Source organism: Thermococcus radiotolerans (assembly GCF_002214565.1).
In the GTDB taxonomy this organism is placed as follows: Archaea; Methanobacteriota_B; Thermococci; order Thermococcales; family Thermococcaceae; genus Thermococcus; species Thermococcus radiotolerans.
In genome coordinates this window covers 1,209,466-1,230,514 of the sequence record NZ_CP015106.1, presented here as the reverse complement: position 1 = coordinate 1,230,514, position 21,049 = coordinate 1,209,466, and the positions used below count along the sequence as shown (strand labels likewise).

Annotated in this window: 21 protein-coding genes and 2 pseudogenes; 12 read left to right on the top strand and 11 right to left on the bottom strand. The window is 54.7% G+C overall.

Translation table 11 applies throughout. From position 1 onward, the window contains the following. The first annotated feature begins 75 nt into the window (after positions 1-75). The 6 genes from pyrH to A3L10_RS06835 all read left to right on the top strand — a co-directional run bounded on the left by pyrH (position 76) and on the right by A3L10_RS06835 (position 6,973). Positions 76-753 (top strand): UMP kinase, encoded by a 678-nt coding sequence (gene pyrH, locus A3L10_RS06860; protein ID WP_088866938.1) that lies wholly within the window; start codon positions 76-78, stop codon positions 751-753. 67 nt (positions 754-820) lie between these two features. Next, positions 821-2,140: an NAD(P)/FAD-dependent oxidoreductase gene (locus A3L10_RS06855; RefSeq protein ID WP_088866937.1), complete on the top strand. Its 1,320-nt coding sequence runs from the start codon at positions 821-823 to the stop codon at positions 2,138-2,140. Further along, complete coding sequence (locus tag A3L10_RS06850; protein WP_088866936.1) at positions 2,141-2,989, top strand: UbiA family prenyltransferase; 849 nt, start codon at positions 2,141-2,143, stop codon at positions 2,987-2,989. A 59-nt stretch (positions 2,990-3,048) separates the two neighbouring features. Continuing rightward, positions 3,049-4,794: an endonuclease/exonuclease/phosphatase family protein gene (locus A3L10_RS06845; protein WP_088866935.1), complete on the top strand. Its 1,746-nt coding sequence runs from the start codon at positions 3,049-3,051 to the stop codon at positions 4,792-4,794. 158 nt (positions 4,795-4,952) lie between these two features. Continuing rightward, positions 4,953-6,122: a hypothetical protein gene (locus A3L10_RS06840; protein ID WP_157726911.1), complete on the top strand. Its 1,170-nt coding sequence runs from the start codon at positions 4,953-4,955 to the stop codon at positions 6,120-6,122. Then, complete coding sequence (locus tag A3L10_RS06835) at positions 6,110-6,973, top strand: hypothetical protein (RefSeq protein WP_157726909.1); 864 nt, start codon at positions 6,110-6,112, stop codon at positions 6,971-6,973. The genes A3L10_RS06840 and A3L10_RS06835 overlap by 13 nt, the downstream gene beginning before the upstream one ends. Positions 6,974-7,185: 212 nt before the next feature. Here A3L10_RS06835 and A3L10_RS10405 read toward each other — a convergent pair whose 3' ends face one another. Further along, positions 7,186-7,494, bottom strand: a complete 309-nt coding sequence (locus A3L10_RS10405; RefSeq protein ID WP_335755143.1) for an MFS transporter — start codon at positions 7,492-7,494, stop codon at positions 7,186-7,188. A gap of 142 nt (positions 7,495-7,636) precedes the next feature. Between A3L10_RS10405 and A3L10_RS06825 the strand changes: the two genes are divergently transcribed. Beyond that, positions 7,637-8,911 (top strand): C69 family dipeptidase, encoded by a 1,275-nt coding sequence (locus tag A3L10_RS06825; protein ID WP_088866932.1) that lies wholly within the window; start codon positions 7,637-7,639, stop codon positions 8,909-8,911. A gap of 2 nt (positions 8,912-8,913) precedes the next feature. Further along, the gene (locus tag A3L10_RS06820; protein ID WP_088866931.1) at positions 8,914-10,167 is read left to right on the top strand and encodes a glycoside hydrolase family 1 protein; all 1,254 of its coding nucleotides are present in this window, start codon (positions 8,914-8,916) and stop codon (positions 10,165-10,167) included. Here the strand turns inward: A3L10_RS06820 and A3L10_RS06815 are convergent. The 7 genes and pseudogenes from A3L10_RS06815 to A3L10_RS06785 all read right to left on the bottom strand — a co-directional run. After that, positions 10,156-10,443 (bottom strand): annotated as a pseudogene (locus tag A3L10_RS06815) (MFS transporter); the annotation flags it as partial. The gene A3L10_RS06820 and the pseudogene A3L10_RS06815 overlap by 12 nt on opposite strands. Then, positions 10,431-10,763 (bottom strand): annotated as a pseudogene (locus A3L10_RS06810) (hydrolase); the annotation flags it as partial. The pseudogenes A3L10_RS06810 and A3L10_RS06815, both read right to left, overlap by 13 nt. Before the next feature lies 1 nt (position 10,764). Continuing rightward, positions 10,765-11,826: a galactokinase gene (locus A3L10_RS06805; protein ID WP_088866930.1), complete on the bottom strand. Its 1,062-nt coding sequence runs from the start codon at positions 11,824-11,826 to the stop codon at positions 10,765-10,767. 62 nt (positions 11,827-11,888) lie between these two features. Further along, a complete protein-coding gene (locus A3L10_RS06800) occupies positions 11,889-13,049 on the bottom strand; it encodes an NAD(P)/FAD-dependent oxidoreductase (protein WP_088866929.1) in 1,161 nt (386 codons plus the stop codon). Between the two features lies 1 nt (position 13,050). Then, positions 13,051-14,541, bottom strand: coding sequence for an FAD-dependent oxidoreductase (locus A3L10_RS06795; RefSeq protein WP_088866928.1), 1,491 nt, complete (start codon positions 14,539-14,541; stop codon positions 13,051-13,053). 148 nt (positions 14,542-14,689) lie between these two features. Beyond that, a complete protein-coding gene (locus tag A3L10_RS06790) occupies positions 14,690-16,309 on the bottom strand; it encodes a sodium/proline symporter (protein ID WP_088866927.1) in 1,620 nt (539 codons plus the stop codon). Further along, positions 16,306-16,485, bottom strand: coding sequence for a hypothetical protein (locus A3L10_RS06785; protein ID WP_088181157.1), 180 nt, complete (start codon positions 16,483-16,485; stop codon positions 16,306-16,308). Before A3L10_RS06785 ends, A3L10_RS06790 begins: the two co-directional genes overlap by 4 nt. Before the next feature lie 179 nt (positions 16,486-16,664). On the opposite strand from A3L10_RS06785, the gene A3L10_RS06780 reads away from it, so the two are divergent. Further along, positions 16,665-17,147 carry a hypothetical protein gene (locus A3L10_RS06780; protein WP_088866926.1) on the top strand — a complete coding sequence of 161 codons (483 nt, stop codon included), beginning with the start codon at positions 16,665-16,667 and terminating at the stop codon, positions 17,145-17,147. Positions 17,148-17,173: 26 nt separating this feature from the next. Here A3L10_RS06780 and A3L10_RS06775 read toward each other — a convergent pair whose 3' ends face one another. The 3 genes from A3L10_RS06775 to A3L10_RS06765 are packed head-to-tail and all read right to left on the bottom strand — an operon-like array spanning position 17,174 to position 19,077. Then, a complete protein-coding gene (locus tag A3L10_RS06775) occupies positions 17,174-17,626 on the bottom strand; it encodes a DUF3368 domain-containing protein (protein WP_088866925.1) in 453 nt (150 codons plus the stop codon). Next, a complete protein-coding gene (locus tag A3L10_RS06770) occupies positions 17,623-17,865 on the bottom strand; it encodes a UPF0175 family protein (RefSeq protein ID WP_088866924.1) in 243 nt (80 codons plus the stop codon). Before A3L10_RS06770 ends, A3L10_RS06775 begins: the two co-directional genes overlap by 4 nt. A 45-nt stretch (positions 17,866-17,910) precedes the next feature. Next, positions 17,911-19,077: an OBG GTPase family GTP-binding protein gene (locus A3L10_RS06765; RefSeq protein WP_088866923.1), complete on the bottom strand. Its 1,167-nt coding sequence runs from the start codon at positions 19,075-19,077 to the stop codon at positions 17,911-17,913. A gap of 117 nt (positions 19,078-19,194) precedes the next feature. On the opposite strand from A3L10_RS06765, the gene A3L10_RS06760 reads away from it, so the two are divergent. From A3L10_RS06760 to A3L10_RS06750, 3 genes are all read left to right on the top strand, one after another. Continuing rightward, positions 19,195-19,647, top strand: coding sequence for an Lrp/AsnC family transcriptional regulator (locus A3L10_RS06760; RefSeq protein WP_088866922.1), 453 nt, complete (start codon positions 19,195-19,197; stop codon positions 19,645-19,647). 74 nt (positions 19,648-19,721) lie between these two features. Further along, positions 19,722-20,222, top strand: a complete 501-nt coding sequence (gene pfpI / locus A3L10_RS06755) for a deglycase PfpI (protein WP_088866921.1) — start codon at positions 19,722-19,724, stop codon at positions 20,220-20,222. A gap of 77 nt (positions 20,223-20,299) precedes the next feature. Beyond that, positions 20,300-21,019: a DUF4097 family beta strand repeat-containing protein gene (locus A3L10_RS06750; protein ID WP_157726907.1), complete on the top strand. Its 720-nt coding sequence runs from the start codon at positions 20,300-20,302 to the stop codon at positions 21,017-21,019. Positions 21,020-21,049: the final 30 nt, after the last annotated feature.

Below are 21,049 nucleotides of genomic sequence, written 5' to 3'. Positions count from 1 at the left end.
CCGTCCCTTCTTTTAACACCCCTGCGGCAAGAAAAAGGTTATAAAGGAGCCCCGATTAGCATCGTGAGGGTCATCATGAGGATAGTCTTCGATATAGGCGGTTCGGTTCTCGTTCCCGACGACCCGGACGTTGATTTTATCGGGAAGATGGCTTACGAGCTCATCAAGATAAGCGAGGATCACGAGGTTGCCGTGGTAGTCGGCGGCGGAAAGGTGGCGCGCAAGTACATTACGGCCGCGAAGACCTTCACGCCCAACGAGACCTTCAAGGACTACATCGGCATACACATCACCCGCGCCAACGCGATGCTTCTCATAGCGGCGCTCGGTGAAAAAGCTTACCCCTTCGTCATTCAGGACTTCCGTAAGGCCTGGGAGGTCATCCAGCTCAAGAAGATACCGATAATGGGCGGAACGCATCCGGGCCACACGACCGACGCGGTCTCGGCTCTCCTCGCGGAGTACCTGCAGGCCGACCTTCTCGTCGTGGTGACGAACGTTGACGGCGTCTACGACAGCGACCCGAGGAAGAACCCGAACGCGAAGAAGCTGGACAGGATAACTTTCGACCAGCTCGTAGAGATAGCGATGCAGGCCGAGAGCAAGGCGGGGGGAAGCGGCGTCGTTGATGCCCTCGCTGCCAAGTTCATCCAGCGCGGCAAGATAAAGACCTACATCGTAGGCAAGAAGGACGCCTACCACCTCTTCGACGTGGTCAAGGGCAGGCACAACGGGACTGTGGTTGAGCCGTGAGTTCCTAGCCTTTTACACCACGACCAACTTTTTATACCTCCTCGCCCTTCTCCCTCCGGTGGTGCTCATGAAAATCGTGGTCGTCGGTTCTGGCACAGCCGGAAGCAACTTCGCGCTGTTCATGCGCAAGCTCGACAGGAAGGCCGAGATAACCGTCATCGGAAAGGAGGAGACCATGCAGTACTCCCCCTGCGCCCTGCCGCACGTCATCAGCGGCACGATCGAGAAGCCCGAAGATGTTATCGTCTTCCCGAACGAGTTCTACGAGAGGCAGAAGATTAACCTCATGCTCGGAACGGAGGTCAAATCCATCGACCGCAAGAGGAAGGTCGTGGTCACCGATAAGGGTGAAGTCCCCTACGACAAGCTCGTTCTGGCGGTTGGCTCGAAGGCCTTTGTCCCGCCGATCAAGGGCGTTGAGAACGAGGGCGTCTTCACCCTTAAGAGTCTTGACGACGTGCGCAAAATCAAGGCCTACATCGCCGAGAGGAAGCCGAAGAGGGCCGTCGTCATCGGCGCTGGCTTAATAGGCCTCGAAGGGGCTGAAGCCTTCGCGAAGCTCGGCATGGAGGTTCTGGTCGTCGAGCTTATGAACAGGCTCATGCCGACGATGCTCGACAAAGATACGGCAAAGATCGTCCAGAAGGAAATGGAGGAGCACGGCGTTTCCTTCAGGTTCAACGAGGGGGTTAGCGAGATAATCGGCAGTCCGGTTAGAGCCGTGAAAATAGGCGAGGAGGAAGTCCCGGCTGACCTCGTTCTCGTCGCTACAGGTGTCAGGGCCAACACCGACCTTGCAAAGGCGGCGGGCCTAGACGTACACTGGGGCATCGTCGTGAACGAGCACCTCCAGACCAGCGACCCTGACATCTACGCGATAGGCGACTGCGCCGAGGTAATCGACGCGGTAACCGGCGAGAGAACGCTCAGCCAGCTCGGAACGAGCGCGGTAAGGATGGCAAAGGTTGCCGCTGAACACATAGCCGGAAAGGACGCCTCCTTCAGGCCGGTCTTCAACACGGCGATAACCGAGCTCTTCGGTCTTGAGATAGGCACCTTCGGGATAACCGAGGAGCGGGCGAAGAAGGCGGGGGTTGAGATAGCCGTCGGCAAGTTCAAAGGCTCAACCAAGCCGGAGTACTACCCCGGCGGAAAGCCGATAACGGTCAAGGTCATCTTCAGAAAGTCGGACAGGAAGCTCATCGGCGCCCAGATAGTCGGCGGCGAGCGCGTCTGGGGCAGGATAATGACCCTCTCTGCTCTGGCCCAAAAGGGAGCGACGGTGGAGGACGTGGTCTATCTTGAAACCGCCTACGCCCCGCCGATAAGCCCGACGATAGACCCGATAACCGTTGCGGCGGAGATGGCCCTCAGGAGGTTCCGCTGAGTGGAGCCTCGGGCTCTTTTCTCCCTTCTTCGCCCCAAGTTCGCCCTCCCCTCAATCGTTCCCGGGTTAATTGCATTCACCATAGCGCGCTATCACTACGGCGTTTTCTTCACTGTAGATTTTCTCGTTGCGATGCTCGTGGTGTTTCTCGTTACCTCCGCCGGTCTCGTCATCAACGAGTACCACGACTACGACCTCGACGTCCTCGCGAACAGAACCGAACTCCCCCTCGTGAGTGGAAAGGTGAGCCTCAGAACGGCCAAGCTACTCGGTTACGGCCTCTTTCTTCCGGCCATTCTTCTCGCTGGGATAATATCCCTCAGGGCCATCGCAATAACCCTCGTCGCATCTTTTCTCGCGGTAGCATACTCCGCCCCACCCCTGCGCTTCAAGGCGAGACCCCTCGTTGACTCCCTCACCAACGGCCTCACCTACGGGCCGGTTACCATGGGGCTCGTCTTCGAATCCCTCGGTCTTCCCGTCAGATGGGCCGTTGTCTACTCTCTTCCATTCCTCGTCCTCCTCTCCGCCGGACATATGCTCCTCGCCGTCCCCACCATAGAGGAAGACCTCGCCCTCGGTGCGAGAACCTCCGCGACGTTCCTCGGACGCGAGAGGGGAATAAAGGTTGGCATGGCGATCTTTGTCATCGCTTCGGCGATGGTGGTCGCCTACTGCCTCCTGGGCTACTATCCGCTCCTCTCGCTCTCCTTTCTTCCGTTCATGGTCTACGCCACCTTCCAGCTCCACCGCTGGTTGGAGGGGGCCGACAGAAGGAAGGTCTTCAAAAAACTGGAGGCCTCCTTCCTGCTGGGCGCGGCCGCTTTCCTCGTCCCCTTCTGCCTGTGAGTCGGAACATCAACAAAGCTTAAGTGTTCCCCCAACAACTTGAGTTTTAGGTGATGGGTATGAACTTGGACGAGAGGGATAAAATACTGCTCGGTCTTGGAACTGGGGTGCTGCTGGCCTCGTCCCTCAGGGTCTTTGTGGCCGGAGCGTACTCAAGTCTGGAGAAGACTTTCTTCTATGGAATGAACTTCCCATCCGGACTGGGAATTCTCCTGCTCCTTCTGGCGGCCTTTCTCGTCGGCAGGCTCAGCAGGAAGGTCGGGGCAGCAATAATGGCAGCCTACGCCCTTGTACTCCTCGCCACCGACGCGACCGAGTACGTCCATCTCTTAGCGGCATTCGCCCTGCCCGTTGCCCTTGCGCTCGTCAAGGAGCTTGACGTCAAGTACCTCGCCATGGGACTCGTTGCGGACCTTTCACTCCGCGTGCTAGCTGTCGGTGCCGAGCCGGCCGACTTCCCATACACGAGGGTTGTTCTGACGCTCTTCCTGCTTCTGGGAGCCTATGCTCTCTGGAAGGAACCTGGAACGCTCAAAAAGCCCGGCTTCGGTCTCTACGCCTTCGCGGCGCTCCTTGAGCTGGGGCTGATTTACCCCAACGCGGTGATGCGCTACTCCGGGATGACTGTCTATTATCTCCCTGAGTTCGTCGGCTTCTCCCTGCTCCTTGCCTTGGCGATACTGCTCGGCCCATACCTCGCGAGGAAGCCGACAGTTGCGATGGCGCTCCTGATAATCGGCTCAGCGACGCTCTTCCTCAAGCCCCTCTCACTGGTCGGCCTTCCTCTGGCACTCGCCTCTGCCATAGCCCTCGTTAAGAATGCGAAGGGCAGCAGAGGGGGAATTATCGGGGCCGTTTACCTGTTCCTCGTCGCCACGCTCGCCCTCGGGGCCTACGTCGGCAGGGACATAGGCTTGCCCTTCATGGAGGACAGGCTTGAGGCACTGATCCTGGCCGTCTCCATCATCTACGCCCTCAACACCTACGGGAAGGGCACCGAGGTAAGCCTTCCGAGCGTAAAGGAGGTTGCCGGCCCACTCCTCGGCGTTGTGGTGGCTTCTGTTATAGTACTCGCCCTCTTCAACGCGGGACCCACCTATGATGAGGCCAAGAAGGACGTTCTCGTGTGGACCTACAACGTCCACCAGGGCTTCGGGCCGTACGACGGAACCTTCAACGGCTACGAGCTGGTGAACCTCCTCTCCGAAAAGAATCCTGACATCTGGTTTGCCCAGGAGGTCGTCGGGGGAATGATAGGCAACGGCTACCAGGACGTTCCGCTCTTCATCTCCGCTCACCTCGGCTACGCCTATGAGTACAAGCCGGCCATAGAGGGAACCTACGGCATAGCGGTCTTCTCCCACTGGCACATGAAGACCGAGGCCGAGCTGAACCTCCCGAGCATGGGTCAGGCGAGACCGGCCCAGAAGGTCTCCATCGAGGAGCTCGGGGTAACCCTCGTGAACGTTCACATGGGCCTCAGCGAGGAGGAGAGGGCCATGCAGGCCGAGGAGCTTCTGAAGTTCGCCGAGGCCTCGCCGGTGGCCCAGATAATAGCCGGCGACACCAACGCCGAGCCGGACGAGAGGGCGATAGAGATACTCACCCGCGACTACAAGGATGCCTTCCCGGAGAGGCCGCCCTACACATTCCTCTGGGAGCGCAACGGCGTCAGGGACGAGGAGAACATCGACTACATCCTGCTCAAGAGAGACTGGCCGGCTAGGGTGAAGGACTACGGTTGCCTCTGTGACATTGAGGTTTCTGACCACAGGCCGGTGTGGGCGGTCATTGAACTGCCGTGAGGTTTGGTTTTTAACTCCTTTCTCCCACTTTTCTCCATGCCGCCGAGGGTTAAAGTTAGCAGGCTGATGGCATACATTCTCCGCTACTCGCAGAGAGAGCTAGAGATATGGGTGATAATTTTTATAAAATCTTTTCAATATCCAATTCTGGGATCCTCATGTCAGGGCAAGAAGTGCCTCACGAAGATATTACAACCTACCACAGCCAACAAGATATAATCCTCAAAGAGATTCTTGAGGAGATCAAAAAAATACTTGAAAACTATGAGGTTGGTACGAGAGAGTATGAATTAGCGATCACTAAATTAGTGAGTAAGAGTTTAATTGAAAAATTAAAAAACAAAAAATATCTGGAAGATAAAATACAATTAAGAATAAGAGACGAAGATAATAAAAATATAGGCTTTACCTTGTTTTTTGTGTTATTTACATTTCATCGGCGCATAGGTAACTATGATAAATTAATAGATCTCATCAAAAGATATGATCAAGAATTTAAAGATGTTCCTTTTTTGTGGCATTTAAAAGCCATGGCATATAAAAATCTAAATGAATTCAAAAAATCATTAGAAGCTGCTTATAGAGCAGTTAAAGACCCAATCCTTAGAGAGAACCCAGGAGTGTTACATAATTTTGCTGAAAGCGTGGTAGAATTATTTGAGTGGAATGAAATAGATTTTGAGGATGCCGAGAAAATTGATATATATACTGAGTCGTTTACTCCAAAAGAACTATTAAATATGGCGGAAAAATACTTGAATGAAGCCATTGACAAGGGGGATTATCCTAAATTCTACATAACATTGGGTAGATTATACATAATAAAAGGGGAATTTAAGAGGGCGATTGAATTAATAACTAGGGGAATATCATTAGAGGATCCGACGGAAAAGGACTATACACTAAGATTATCCCAGTATATGATGTATTTATACTATGCGAAATTACTGAAGGCACTAAAAAATGAAATTAAACGAGAGGAATTGGAAATTATGCAATTGTTTGAGCAAGAAAAATCGAAGATTATGGAATTTTTGTCAACTGAGAGACTAAGGAATATTGAGATATTGGCCATCTTCACTGCAATTATAGGTGTCCTTGTAACTACTGGTACTACCTTACCCGCTAGTTCCAATAATATAAACATAATAAACCTAATTCTTGTGTTGGGTGGGATATTATTATTATTTGTACTTCTTCCTTTTGGGCTAAATTTAATCATCTTTGATAGGAAAAAGCTAGACCTCTTTAGTGTTATTGTAATTGCATTGTCTATATTACTTTCTGTGTTCATCATAATAGGAGGGATGGGGAGATGGTTCACATAAACATGGCAGTTTTATCAGAAGGTGCTGGGAAAATAAATGAAGATCTAGTTGGATTTGGATATAGATCATTTTGGGTAATGGATGGGGCGACTGGATTATGGGATGTTCAGCTAGCGGGGAAAAGTGATGCGCATTGGTTTGTTAAAGAATTTGATATATACCTTACTAAGAACATAACAAAAAAAAGCCCTCTTAAAGATATTGTCAAAAAAGGAGTTTATTATGTTCAAAAAAAATGGCAAAAACTACTGGATAAAAAAGGGATAGAATACCTCCCACCATATGCAGAACCCTCTTCCTCTTTGGTTATTGTTCGATTTGCTAAAGATTATACTGAGTTCGAGTATTTAGTATTGGGGGATAGTGTTCTCTCCTTTATAATAGACAAAAACTTGTCCAAAGTAGTTAAAGACAAAACTCTTGAGAAGTTAGACTCGAAAGCAGTATCTATTCTTAGTTCATATCTACAAAAGGGATACTCATATGAGGTTGCAAGAAAAAAGATCCTACCTATTCTTAGGAAACATAGATCTCTCAAAAATACGCCTAAAGGGTATTGGGTTCTTAGTTTTCAAGAGGAAGCTATTGACCATGCAATATATGGAAAGGAAAGGATAAACGAAAACGCTCGCATCTTAGCATTAACAGATGGATTTGATGCTATTATCTCGACATATAAATTATTCAACTCATACCAAAAACTCATGGCGTTTATTGCTCATCAAAAGGAGCTAAAAACAGCCTATGTCTTGTTGAGAAATATTGAAAATAATGACCCAAATTGTATAAAATTCCCAAGACTAAAGCCAAGTGACGATGCTAGTGGGGTTTACATGGAAATACAGTTATGAGTTATTAACTTTTTAACTTAGTTGCAAATACGAACGCCAGTTCAAGAGGAATCAGAGTGCTGAGGAAGTTGAGCGTGAAGCTTATCCCCGGGAGGTAGCCGCCGAGGAAGGTATCCACCGTGAAACCCGAGTTCTCAACGGTGGAGAAGATGCAGTAGGCGGAGCCTATATCCTCGTGGAGAACTCGGCTATGAGGGCGGACTTCGCGGGCATCATCGCCGAATCCAACGCCCCTGGGCTGTCCTAAAGGCAGGGAGGGCGAGATGAGTTGAAACGAGCGCCATGGCGGTGTAGAACACTCCAGTCGAGAACAGGCCGAGGGCTATGAGGCCCTTCCTGTTGCCGGTTGAATCGGAGAGCCAGCCGAAGGGGTACTGGAAGACTGTCGAGGTCAGGTTGAAGGCGACGCTCAAAAGGCCGACCATGACCATCGTCCCGCCGAGGAGGTGCATGTAAACACTCAAATAGGGAAAGGCCATCCCAAAGGCGACGTTGGCGAGGAACATGGAGACGGTTAACACGAAAACGTTCTTCCTTTTACCTTCAGCATCCTCGGCTTTCCCGCCTTCTCCTTGCCCCTACAGTACCGTCAGCTCCCTCCCCATCGGCCGGTCCTACGGAAAGCTTCTTATAAACTTCTCCCAATGGTTTACGGGTGAAACCATGTGCGATATTCTCGTGGCTACTCCCGAGGCCACCAAGGAGGGAATAACTCTCTTCGCCAAGAACAGCGACCGCGAGCCGAACGAAGCGCAGATCCTTGAGTTCACACCGGGGACCAAGCACGAGGAGGAGAAGGTCAGGTTAACCTACGTGGACTTTCCTCAGGTCAAGGAAACCTACGCGGTAATCCTATCCCGCCCCTGGTGGATGTGGGGGGCAGAGATGGGCGTGAACGAGTTTGAAGTTGCAATAGGCAACACCGCCGTCTTCACAAAGGTCAAGGTGCCGGAGAAAGGAATAACCGGAATGGACATGATACGTTTGGCGCTTGAGAGGACGAAGAGCGCGAGGGAGGCTCTGACATTCATAACCGGCATCGTTGAGAATGGCTCACAGGGTGGAAACGGGAGCAAGGGCCACAGGCTCTACTACTTCAGCTCCTTCATAATAGCCGACCCAAGGGAGGCGTGGGTTCTTGAGACGGTCGGAAAGGAGTGGGCCGCAAAGAAGATAGAGGGCGTTTACTCCATCTCCAACGCCCTCACGATAGAAGGCGACTGGGACATGGCATCGGAAGGCGTTGAGAGGCTCGCGAGAAGGGGCTCCTTCAGCTTCGCGAAACACTTCTCGGACAGGTTTTACACCCACTTTGCCCACGGCAGGGAGCGGAGGGCCTTCACACTGAAGAGGCTGAAGGAGCGCGAGGGCGAGATAACGCTCGGGTACATGATGTCCCTTCTTCGCTCCCACTCCTTTGAGCCCTACCGCCCGGAGAAGGGCTCGATGAGGGACATATGCATGCACTACGGCGGCCTAACGAGGCCATCTCAGACTGCCTCTTCTCAGGTTTCCGAGCTTGGAAAGGGCTTTCACTGGTTCACGGGCACGTCAAACCCCTGCATGAGCATCTTCAAGCCGGTGACATTCGAGGGCGGCCTCCCTGACCTCGGAAAGGAACCCACCGACCGCTACGATCCCGAGGCATACTGGTGGCGCTTCGAGGCCTTTCACAGGAGGTTCCTGACGAACTACCGGAGCTACATCGATGACTTCGCCCGCGAGAGGGATAGACTGCAGGCCGAGATAGTGGAGAAGGCGAGAGAGATTGAGAAGACGCCGGAGGATCTGAAAGCTTTAACGGAGTGGGCATTCAGGGAGGAGGCCAAGCTCCTCGAAAGGTGGGAGAAGATTGTGAAGCCCGGAAGACTTCCCTTTCTTTTCGGGCGGAGCTGGAGGAAGGTTAACGAGGAGGCTGGACTTAAGCTGGAGGGTTGAGGATGCTCAGGTTTCCGGATGGATTTCTCCTCGGAACGGCAACCTCTTCCTACCAGATAGAGGGCGACAACGTCTGGAGCGACTGGTGGTACTGGGCTGAAAAAGGAAAGCTTCCCCCTGCCGGAAAGGCCTGCAACTCCTGGGAGCTGTACGAGAAAGACATCGAACTGATGGCCGGGCTGGGTTATGCGGCCTACCGCTTCTCCATCGAATGGGGCAGGGTCTTTCCCGAGGAGAGAAAACCGAACGAGGAGGCGTTAATGCGCTACCAGGGGATAATCGACCTGCTCAGAGAGAACGGGATTACCCCGATGCTCACGCTCCACCACTTCACCCTGCCGGCGTGGTTCGCCCTCAAAGGCGGCTTCGAGAGGGAGGAGAACCTTGAGCACTGGAGGAGCTACGTTGAGCTGATAGCCGACAACATCGAGGGCGTTGAGCTGGTGGCGACCTTCAACGAGCCGATGGTCTACGTCGTGGCCTCATACGTCGAGGGGATGTGGCCACCCTTCAGGAAGAACCCGCTGAAGGCGGAGAAAGTTGCGGTAAACCTGATTAAAGCCCACACCATCGCCTACGAGATTCTTCACGGCAAGTTCAGGGTCGGGATGGTGAAGAACCGCCCGCACTTCATTCCGGCGAGCGATTCCGAGAGGGACAGGAAAGCTACCGAGGAGATAGACTACACCTTCAACCGCTCGCTCTTGGACGGAATCCTAACGGGAGAATTCAAGGGCTTCATGAGAACCTTTGAGGTCCCGGTGAGCGGCCTCGACTGGCTTGGGATGAACTACTACAACATCATGAAGGTTAGGGCAGTGCGGAACCCGCTCAGACGCTTCGCCGTCGAGGACGCCGACGTGAGCAGGAAAACCGACATGGGCTGGAGCGTCTACCCGAGGGGCATCTACGAGGGGCTGAAGGCCTTTTCGGAGTACGACCTTCCGCTCTACGTCACCGAGAACGGCATAGCGACGCTCGACGACGAGTGGCGGGTGGAGTTCATAGTCCAGCACCTCCAGTACGTCCACAGGGCCTTGGAAGAGGGCATCGACGTGAGAGGCTACTTCTACTGGTCGCTCATAGACAACTACGAGTGGGCAGAAGGTTTTAGACCGCGCTTTGGACTGGTAGAGGTCGACTACGAGACCTTCGAGAGAAGGCCTCGGAGGAGCGCCCACATCTACGGTGAAATCGCGAAAAATGGGGAGATAAATGACGAGCTGCTTGGGAGATATGGGATGTCAGGTGGCTGAACCCCTCGCCAGTTCTTCTGCCCTTTTTCTCAGGGTCTCCTTTATTCTGTCCCTGTCCTCGGGGTACTGCTTCCTTATCCAGAGCCACACAAGGGCGCAGGGAATCCAGAAGAGGGCACCTATTATGAGTGTGTACTCGTAGGCCAGGGCGTTCGAGTACCCCATGCTCCGGAGGGTCTCTATCAGGAAGCCGCCGAAGAGCGGGCCGGTCGCCTTTCCTACGTTGTCGAGGATGTTGAAGAGGCCGAAAACCGTCCCCCTGTCCTCGGGGAGACTTCTAGGAGACTCTCCTTTACCTCCCTGTCGCGCTGGATCTGGGCCTCCGCTCGATCAAGGGGGAGGAGGGGCAGTATCGCGTGGGTGTATGCCGTCCCGGTTATCTCGACCAGCCCGGATTCGATTCCCTCGCGTACGAGTCTCAACACGTCCTCAGGGAGGAGTTCGAGCGTGAAGCCCGTGATGTTGAGTGCGAAGGGGATTTCCCTTTTGAGGAGCGCCGAGAGAACCGGCACGTAGGCCCTCTCGATGACCCTTCCTATCTTCGCCTTTGGAATCTCCGCGTACTGGAGGTTGCCGTGGAGGAGGAGAGCGATCAACTCAGACCCTCCTCACGCTCACTCCGTCGCTCGGGCTAACGAGGTGGTAGTCCGGCTCCCAGTTGAAGTGCCTGACGTACTCGTCTGTGACCCTCATAGCGATATCTAGGGCCAGCTCCTCGGGCACTATGGCCACCGCGGAACCGCCGAAGCCGGCACCGGTCAGTTTGGCACCGTAGGCGCCGAATTCAACCGCCTTCCTCACGAAGAAGTCGAGCTCCTCGCTTGAGACGTCGTAGTTTCTGGCCAAATCCCAGTGCGAGGCGGTCATCAGCTCGCCGAAGGCCCTGACGTCGCCGCTCCTCAGGGCGTCCCTCGCCTCGAGGACGCGCCGATTTTCTCTCACTATGTAACCGAAGAAGCGCCGGTAGAGTGAGGGGAGGTTCCTCAGCTCCTCCTCTTCGACCTCCTTGGAGGTTCTTTTTCCGAGTAGCCGGAGGGCTTCCTCCGCGACCTTCCTCCCTTCCATGTGGCTCGACTCCGCCAGTTCCCTCTTAACTCCGGTGTAGAACACCAGAACCTGGACATCGCTCGGGAACCGGAGGTACTCGTGCTGTAGCGTGTCAGTGTCTAGGAAAATGAGGTGGTCCTTCTTCCCATGGACGATCGCGAACTGGTCGAGTATCCCGCAGGGGACACCAACGAACTCGTTCTCCGCTTTCTGGGCGAGAAGGGCCATCTCTATCGGAAGGAGGTTTAGCTTATAGGCTTCGTTGAGGAATGCCAAAACGGCCAGCTCAAGGCTCGCCGAGGAACTCAGTCCGGAACCTATCGGGAGGTCCCCCCCAATGATGCCCTTCATCCCTCCAATCCTGTGACCTTCCTCCCTGAGAACCCAGAAGATTCCTCTGACGTAGTCGGCCCAGTCGTTGGCTTTCCTGATTTCATCGAGGTCGAACTCCTTCACTTCCCTGGATATCTGGGAGTAGAGCCTCACCCTCTCATCGGCCTGGGCGTGCAGGACCGTGTAGAGGTCTATCGCCATCGGCATGACGTAGCCGAGCGCGTAGTCCGTGTGCTCCCCGATCAGATTGACCCTCCCAGGAGAATCAACGCGGTACATGATTCCACCCAGATGGGTTAGGTTCGAAAATATTTAAGGATAACGAGGGAGAAAAGGAAAGCTCAGCCCATCTGAATCGCAGTCGTTCTCAGTTCTCCCCTTTCGAAGCGGTAGGGGTCGTACCACTCCGCGGGTAGGTCGGTTCTTCCCTTCGTAACCAGGTCCGCCACCATCTCGGCAACCGCCGGCGCCATCATGAAGCCGTGACCGGAGAAGCCCGCCGCTATGTAGTAGTCGCTCAGCTCCTCTATCCTTCCTATGGCGGCGTTGCTGTCCGGTGTCTTCGCGTAGTAACCTGCCCACGTCCTCAGTATGAGGAGCTCCCTCAGTGCCGGGATAATCTTGGTGAAGTAGTAGCTCACCTCGCGGAGGAACTCGTAGGTCGGGTTGAGGTCGTAGGTCGGGCCCAGCTCGTAGCCGACGCCGCCAACGACACCTCCGTGGGCGGTCTGGGTGAGGTAGGCGTGGCCGTACTTGAAGGAGATGACCATCGGGTTTATCGAGCCCTTCTTTATCGGTTGCGTGATGACCGCCTGGTGCTTGTAGGGCTCTATGGGTATCTGGGTCTTTATCCCTGCCATCGCGTTTATGAGCTTGGCCCAGGCGTTGGTGGCGTTGATGACGGTGCCGGTCTTAATGGTTCCCCTGTTCGTCTTCAGCCCCTTTATCTCGCCGTTCTCGATGATGAAGTCCTTGACCTCGGTGTACTCGACCATCTTCGCCCCGAACTCCTCCGCGTGGAGGGCGAACTTGGCCGTGGAGTGGAACGGGTCCGCCTTTCCGTCGGTCGGGTTCCAGGATGCCGCTATAACCTCGCTGATGTCGAGGAGTGGGACTATCTCCTTCGCCTCCTCGGGCGTTATGAGCCTCGTTGGAACTCCGAAGCGGTTCTGAATCGCTATGTTGCGCTTGAACTCCTCGACCTCATCGTCGTCGTAGAGCAGGAAGAGGTAGCCGGTCTGCTCGAAGGAGAAGCCGTACTCCTCACTATAGCGCTTCCACAGCTCCACGGAGCGCTTCATGACCTGAACGTTCGCCTCATCGTTGAACTGCTGCCTTATTCCCGTTCCGCAGCGGAAAGTGGAGCCGGAGCCGATGAAGCGCTTCTCTATTACCGTGACCTCCTCCCCGCGCTTGGCGAGCTCGTGCGCTATGGTGACTCCGATTATTCCACCACCGATGATGACGATTTCACTCCTCTCGGGAAGCTCTTTGCTCGGCATTTCAATCCCTCCCCGCGGTGACCTTCATCTTAACGTTCTTGAGCGGCGGTCTCGCGACGGGTATGTCCAGCTTGTCCATTGGCGTCCCCGTCCTCTGTGAAACAACAACCGCGCCGTTGAACAGGCAGAAGCGGCCCTGGCAGAAGCCCATCGCGAGGTGCGTTAAGCGCTTGATTATCTGCAGGTCCGTTATTCCGGCCCTGACCACGTCGTCTACCTTCCTCAGGGAGACGTCGCAGCCGCATATCTGGACGTCCTCAAGGTTGAGGCTTCCGAAGTCTATGCTCTGAACCTGCACCGCCTCCGGTTCGTACTCCTCCAGTTTCTCCGCGTAGATGCACGGCTCGGCGTCGAAGCCGAACTCCCTGAGGATGTAGGCCCCGACGAGCCTGCCCTCTAGGTAGTTCGCGTAGTGCGGCTTTATTGAAGCGGCGCTACCGGTGACGTAGATTCCGTCGCGGATCCTGTGCTGTGAGTCGAGAACCGGCACGTAGTAGCCGTGCTTGAACGCCAGCTTTCCACCGGCCTGGGTCGGCGGGTTGATGTCCGGCCTTCTTCCCTCGGCCATTATGACGGCATCGACCTCATAGACGTTGCCGTTCGTGTCGATGAGCCTCTCGACCTTCTCATCCCCCTCAACGCGCTTGGGATTCGGGACTACGATGTACTCGATGCCCCAGCGGTCGAGCTCCGCCGTTATCTCCCCCGGTTTGCCCCCCACGACCGCGACCTTCCTTCCTGGGGCAACTCCCCAGACGTTGAGAACCTCCAGGAGGTCGGAGCGCCTGAATACACCCGGCATGTCGTTGTTCTCGAAGAGGTGGATGTTGTCAACGGCCCCAACGGCAAGAACGACGCGCTTGGCCATTACCTCGATGAGCTGGTTTCCCCCGGTGACTATCGGCACGAGGAAGTATTCGCCCTTGTCGAAGACTCCGAGGGCTATCGTGCCCTTGAAAACCCTAACGTTCTCGTTGAACTTTCCGGTGAGCTCCCTAACGACTTCCTGGGGAGATTCCTCTCCAAAACCTTCCTGGGGAAGACCCTTAAGCCAGAGGTCGCCTCCGAGCCATCCCTTCTCCTCCACCAGGGCGACGGTCAGGTGATCCTGAACCTCGAGAACGGTTCCGATTCCAGCCGGGCCGCCGCCGATGACGGCCACGTCAACGACCAGCCTTTCAACGGGCTTGCCCTCGTCTATCTCCACGGTTTCCTGGAAGTCCCCGTAGCCCCGCCTCTCCAGCCTCATGCCGTCTCTGACCTTCGTCTTGCGCGCGTTCACGTTCTTTATCCCGTTCACCACCATGGGAACCGGCCCGAAGGTGAACGCTCCCCTCTTCCTTCCCTCGGTGCTCGTGGTGAGCCAGTACACCCCGTTGGCGAGGAGTGCGACTGTAATCTTTTCTCCCTCGTAGGCCTCATATGGCTTTCCTTCAAAATAGATGGTGATCCTCTTAGAAGGGTCCTTCTCGGTCAGGTCGAGTGGCCTCATGCTCCCACCTCGAAGATTTTACAAAGGACGTCATCATTTATACACCAATGCTTATAAACGTTAGGTTGGCCAAAAAAGGTTCAAAACCTTTGGTTTAATATCCCTCTGTAGTGCGATCGAAAAATAACGGTGGAAAGAAAAGGGGGAATCAGGCGATTCCCTTGGCAAGGACGAACTCGGCGACGTTCTCGACCTGGCTCTTGGCCCTGGTCTCGGTGATGCTCTTCTTGCCGGTTCCCTCGACGGGAACCTTCTTGAATATCTCCTCGTGGAGCTTGACGACGTCTTCGGGTGGCTTGGTGAGGAGGCTGACGATTATGATGACTATCAGCGTCACGAAGAAGTTGATGAAGAACACTGGTATGCCGTTGAACCAGCCGCCTATCGTTCCGAAGAAGCCCGGAGCGTCCGGGTTGAAGGCCCAGCCGTATATCTTTGCCTCGAAGATGACCTCGCTGATGAGACCGTAGGCCATGCCGACTATGGCGCCCTCCTTGGTGGCCCTCTTCCACCAGAGGCTCAGCGTGAGTATCGGGCCGAAGCCAACGGCCAAGCCACCCCAGGCGGTAGCGACCATCTGGTAGATGACCTTTGGACCGCTGAGAGCGAACCAGAGACCCAGCAGAGCAACGGCGGCAACGACAAGCCTCGATATGTTGACCATCTGCTTCTTACCGACTTCCTTTCCAAGGACCTTGTGGTAGAAGTCCCTCGCTATTGCCGAGGAGGCGACGAGCAGCTGTGAATCCGCGGTACTCATGACGGCCGAGATTATACCCGCTATCACGAAACCAGCGAGCCAGCCGGGCATCAGCTCAACGGCCATGGCCGGGATGACCTTCTCCGGGTCGCTGACGCTTAGGATTCCTGCCTGGTACATGGCGAAGCCGAGGAAGCCCGCGAAGAACGCTCCCCACAGGACGAGTATGGTCCAGGTACCGCTGATGAAGATACCCGGCCTCCTGAGTTTCCTCGGGTCCTCAACGCTCATGTAACGGGTGACTATGTGGGGCTGGCCGAGGTAGCCGACTATCCATGAGGCGTATCCGATGGCGAAAACTATGGCCGCTATTCCCGTGGCACCACCGAACGGGTGGAGCTTTGCAGGGTCGGCGGCACCTATTATCTGCGTGGCCTTATCAAAGCCCCCTATCTTTGAGAGCGCAAGGAACGGCACTATTATGAGTGTCAGCAGCATGAACATTGCCTGAACGACGTCGGTCCAGACGACCGCGAAGAACCCACCGGTGATAACGTAGGCCGTCAGGATGATGACGGTTATGAGAATTCCCGTGTTGTCGCTTATGCCGAAGCCCTCGGCGAAGGTCTTTCCGCCTGCTGTGAACTGCGCTGCAACGTAGGCGGTCATGAAGATTATGATTATCAGCGCGCTCAGAACCCTTATCAGCTTGGTGTCGTCCTTGAGCCTTGCCTCCAGGTAGTCGGGCACGGTTATTGCCCTGAATTTACCTGCGTATATTCTCAACCTCGGTCCGATAAGGACGTAATCGGCGAGGGTACCGAAGAGACAGCCGATTCCCGCCCAGAAAGCACCGAGACCGCTGGAGAATGCTGCACCTGGATAACCGAGCATCAGCCATCCGGAGAAGTCACTCGCCTTGTCGGAGAGGGTCGCGGCCAGGACGTGAACCCTCCTGCCTCCGACGAAGTACTGATCCTCGGTCTTGGTGTACCTGTTGGCCCACCAGCCTATGTACGCCAGCAGTGCGAGATACACCAGAAAACCAAACAGTATCCCGCTGTTCATAGCTTACCCTCCTCCTTGAGAGTTGTCATGAGGTCTTCGTCGTAGGCCAGAATCTCGTCGTCCACGTAGTACTCCTTGCCCGTTATTTTGTCCCAAAAGCCATACAGCAGCATCGTCAAAATACCCAAAAGTGTCGGCACCAAAAGTGTTGCCCAGGCTGAACCACTCAAGCCCATCTTACTCCACCTCAATCCATTGGTGTAAACTAAAGGACATCAGACCACACTATGGACGTTTGAAAATATAAACATATTGGTTTACCAGTTCCCCGTTGAGAACGGGATGTTGAGCGGCCGTGACAAACAAAGGGTAACAGTTAATAGGCCATGGGGGTACGTAGATTTGGGGCTGAAATATGAGGGTCAACGTCATGAGACCTATATTCAAACCCGAGGTGCCGGATGCCGACTTCGTTCTATACCCCTACCACATATTCCACCTGAAGCTGTTCTACAAGCGTCTGGGCAGAAGCGACAGGGTCTTTGACTACTTCGCCTACGTCGACCTGTACCGTCTCGGGGCGGAGAGGGGTGACGGCTTCATAGACCTCTACGAGTGGGACGTCGATGAGAAAAAGGTCATGGAGCCGCTGGTGGACTACGAGGAGGCGAGGATGAAGGCCTTTGAAAGCGCGATAACCTGGGGCAACTCAAGGGTCGTCTCGTGGTGGCTTCCGAGGATAGAGATAATCCGTGATGCCCAGGCATACAAGGTCTTCTGGATTTTCGAGAAGGACGGGGAGAAGTTCCTCCTGGACAGTCTTGACGGAAAGGAGTTCAGCCTAGAGAGGCTCGTTGGGAAGGACGGAAGGAAGTGCAAGGGACCGTGGTGCAGGTAAGCGAAAACTCCTCCAGTACCTTATGACTAACCCTCTCCCGCCGCTTTGAGTATAACCTCGATAACGTCATTGGAGATTCTGAATCCCCTATCCACAAGCGCCATGAGGAGCGGCTTCACCTCATTAACAATGCCCCTCTTTTTCGCAAGCAATAGAACACCTGCGGTTCCGATGACTTTGATTCCCATATCTTTTGCAATTTTCCTTGCCTTCAGATCGTCGAGTATCAGAAAATCGGCATTGGGTTCAATGGCGAGGGCTATCGCCTCGGATTCACGGTCTCCAAGGAGTTTTGAAAGGGCGCTGACGAGAGGATCATCTTTGGGATGCTTAACTGCTATCCACTCCGGAAGGCTTTCACCAAATTCTCTAGCAGCCGCCGGTGGCACAAGAACTTCTCCAAAAAGCTCATGGAATATTCCAAGCTTCCCGATGTTTGATAATCTTATCAAGGGGCTCGTGTTTGATATCACAATCATCCCAGACCCTCAATGGTCCTGATGTCCGCCTCGGCCTCTTCCTTGGTGTAGTTTATCGGCACGTCTCTCTTTCTCAACTCGTAGAGGAATTCTCTCACGCTCAAACTTGCAAATTCAGCGGCCTTTCCAAGGCTCAGCTTCCCCTCCCGGTAGAGTTCTATGGCGGCGAGGAGAAGAAGCTCCCTCTCTGGCCTTGGGCCGAGAAAGTCACGAAACCCCTCAGGCGTTGTGCTTTCCATACTTCCACCCACTTGATATGTTGAAGATTATCAAGAAAAACCTTTCTACCTCGCGTGAATCTCCACTATATCTCCATCTTCAAGCACGTGGTCGGCCCCAACGCGCTGGCCAGGGAATTTCACGCTCTTGCCCCAGACTCTAGCATAGCGGAAGTTCTTGGCGAAGTCCTTGTGAATCCTCTCAGCTAAATCCATAACGGTTGAGCCCTTCTTCAGCGGCACGGGCGGGTAAGCCGGATCCTCGCCGGGACTCTTGGTGAAGACGCGGATGATTCCGGCCAGCTCGTAGAGTTCGTCCTTGAGCCTGTCCAGCTGTATCTTCCTCTTCGCCGAGACGGGAATTATCTTGAACCTGTCACCGTAGGCCTCAACGAGTTTCTCGTAGTTCTCCTTGCTTCCGGGGGCGTCACCCTTGTTGGCTATGATTATCGCCCTCCTCCAGACGAGGCTTTCATCCAGGGCATCGGCGAACTCCTCCAGCGTTACCGGTTCCTTGACGGTTATCTCGGCTGAGTGAATGCGCTCTTCCCTGAGCATCTTCATGACTTCGCTGATGTCTCCCTTGATGTTCTCTTGGCCGTTGATGACGATTCCGCCCATAGCCGTCCTCTTTATCTCGACTCTCGGACGGCGCTTGTTCAGCTTTATTCCGGCCCTCTCAAACTCCTTGAGGAGGGTCTCCATCTGCTTCACCGGGTCCTGGGAGAGGTCAACCACGATGGCTATCGCATCGGCGTTTCTCACGACGCTGAGGAGCTGCGGTCCCATCCCCTTTCCAAGGGCGGCACCTTCAACGAGGCCCGGAACCTCAACGAGCTGGATCTGGACGTCTTTGTGGTGCATCATGCCCGGGATAGGTTCAACCGTGGTGAATGCGTAATCGGCAACGTCTATATCCACGTTGGTCAGGGCCTTCATGAGTGAGCTCTTTCCGACGTTGGGAAGACCTGCGAGAACGATCTGCGCCGCGCCCTCCTTTCTCACAGACATCGACGGCCCGCCGCCGCCCTTCTTCATCTGGCGCTGCTTCTCCAGCTCCTTCCTCAGCTCGGCGAGCTTTCTCTTTATCTGCAGTCTGAGCTTTTCCGTCCCCTTGTGCTTCGGGACGGTGGCGTACATCTTTTCGAGGGCCCGAATCTTCTCTGGAATAGTCTTGGCGTTTCTGTACTCCTCCTCCGCCGCTAGGTATTCCGCTGTTACGTTGGTTGGCATCCCTGACCCTCCCAGAAGCTCTGAAGTAAGAGGCGAGCGGCGTTTTATAAACGCTGTGGTTCTGAAATCGGCAAGTTTATAAAATCTTCCGAAAATTTTTTACAGACGGTGATGCTCATGCGAACGGGTTTGGACGATGTGGACAGAAAGATTCTCGCCATCCTCCAAAAGAACAGCAGAACGCCCCTGAGGGAGATCTCGAAAGAGGTCAATCTCGCCGAATCGACCGTTTACGAGAGGATTAAAAAGCTTAAGGAGCGTGGAATAATAAAGAAGTTCACCGTCATACTGGATCCCGGGTCCCTCGGCTTCAAGATTCTGGCGTTCATACTGATAAAGGCCAAGGCCGGCAAGTACTCGTACGTCGCGAGTGAGCTTAAGAAGTACCCCGAGATCGTTGAGATATTCGAGACCACCGGCGATTACGACATGCTCGTCAAGATAAGAACCCGCGGAAGCGAGGAGCTCAACGAGTTCCTGGACACCATCGGCGAGATTGACGGCGTCGTGGCTACTCATACGATGGTCGTCCTCAAGGTTCACAAGGAGACCACGGAGCTTCCGCTCTGACCATTTCTGCCCAGAAAGGATTATAAATGTCCCCTTTCTATTTCTCTCTGAGCGTTTGGATGGGGGTGTTCTGAATGAGGGTGCTGTTTCTGAGTGCCGACGGCTTCGAGGACCTGGAGCTTATATACCCGCTCCACAGGCTTAAAGAGGAGAACCACGAGGTCTACGTGGCGAGCTTCGAGAGGGGAAAGATAACCGGAAAGCACGGTTATTCCGTGAACGTTGACCTGACTTTTGACGAGACTGACCCGGACGAGTTCGATGCCCTGGTTCTGCCCGGAGGAAAGGCTCCAGAGATAGTCAGGCTCAACGAGAAGGTCGTTGAGATAACCAAGAGGATGTTCGAGGCAGGAAAGCCGGTAGCGAGCATCTGCCACGGCCCGCAGATACTCATCTCGGCCGGCGTTCTGAGGGGCAGAAAGGGAACGAGCACGATAACCATCAGGGACGACGTGAGGAACGCGGGGGCAGAGTGGATAGACTCAGAGGTCGTGGTTGACGGCAACTGGGTCAGCTCGAGGCATCCCGGTGACCTCTACGCCTGGATGAGGGAGTTCGTCAAGCTCCTCCGCTGACCTTCAACTTTTCTTTGTAACTCTTGCCGGGCGTAAACTTTATACGGAAAATGAGAATATTTTCATCGGTGTGATTCATGAGACGAAGAGGTGGTGTCCTGGGAGCAGTGCTCGGCGTGGCCCTCGCGGTCCTTCTGATCGGTGCGGTTCTCACAGTCCTGGCCATCAGGGGAGACATCAGCATAGACGGGATAACCCCGAGGAAAGTGGCGGGGAAGGTCGTCGAGATTGGCGAATTCAACGCCTCCGTTCTGGAGGTGACGGCCGTGGTCGGCGACGTCTCGGTCGTCGGCGCCAACGTGAGCGAGATCGTGGTTAGGAGCAACCTGCCGATAAACGCCAGCCTGGAGAACGGGGTTCTTACCGTCTACTGCCCCACGAAGAGGGTTGGCATCAGCCACAGGAACGTCTGCAACGATTACAGGAACGGTACCGTTATAGTCGAGGTTCCTGGGAGGCTGCTGGGTCTGAACGTCCACGATGTTGTTGGGGATGTTCTGGTGGCCGCGGACTCGGCTGGAATCGACATTACTGACGTTGTGGGGAAGGTGATGGGAACCTCCTGGAACGATTACGACCTCTCTGACATCGTGGGCGGTGTCTCCCTCAACGTCGCAGGGAGGGCGACGATAAGCGACGTGGTTGGCGACGTGACCATAACCGTTCCCCCGGGCTTTGGGGCGGTGCTTACCGTCAAGGACATCGTGGGGGACGTGACCAACACGGCCAATGGGAAGAACGGCACCGTCGTCATCACAGTGAGGGACGTGGTGGGCGACATCACTGTGGGGGGATGACTTTTTAAGCCCCCGGATTTTCTTACCTCT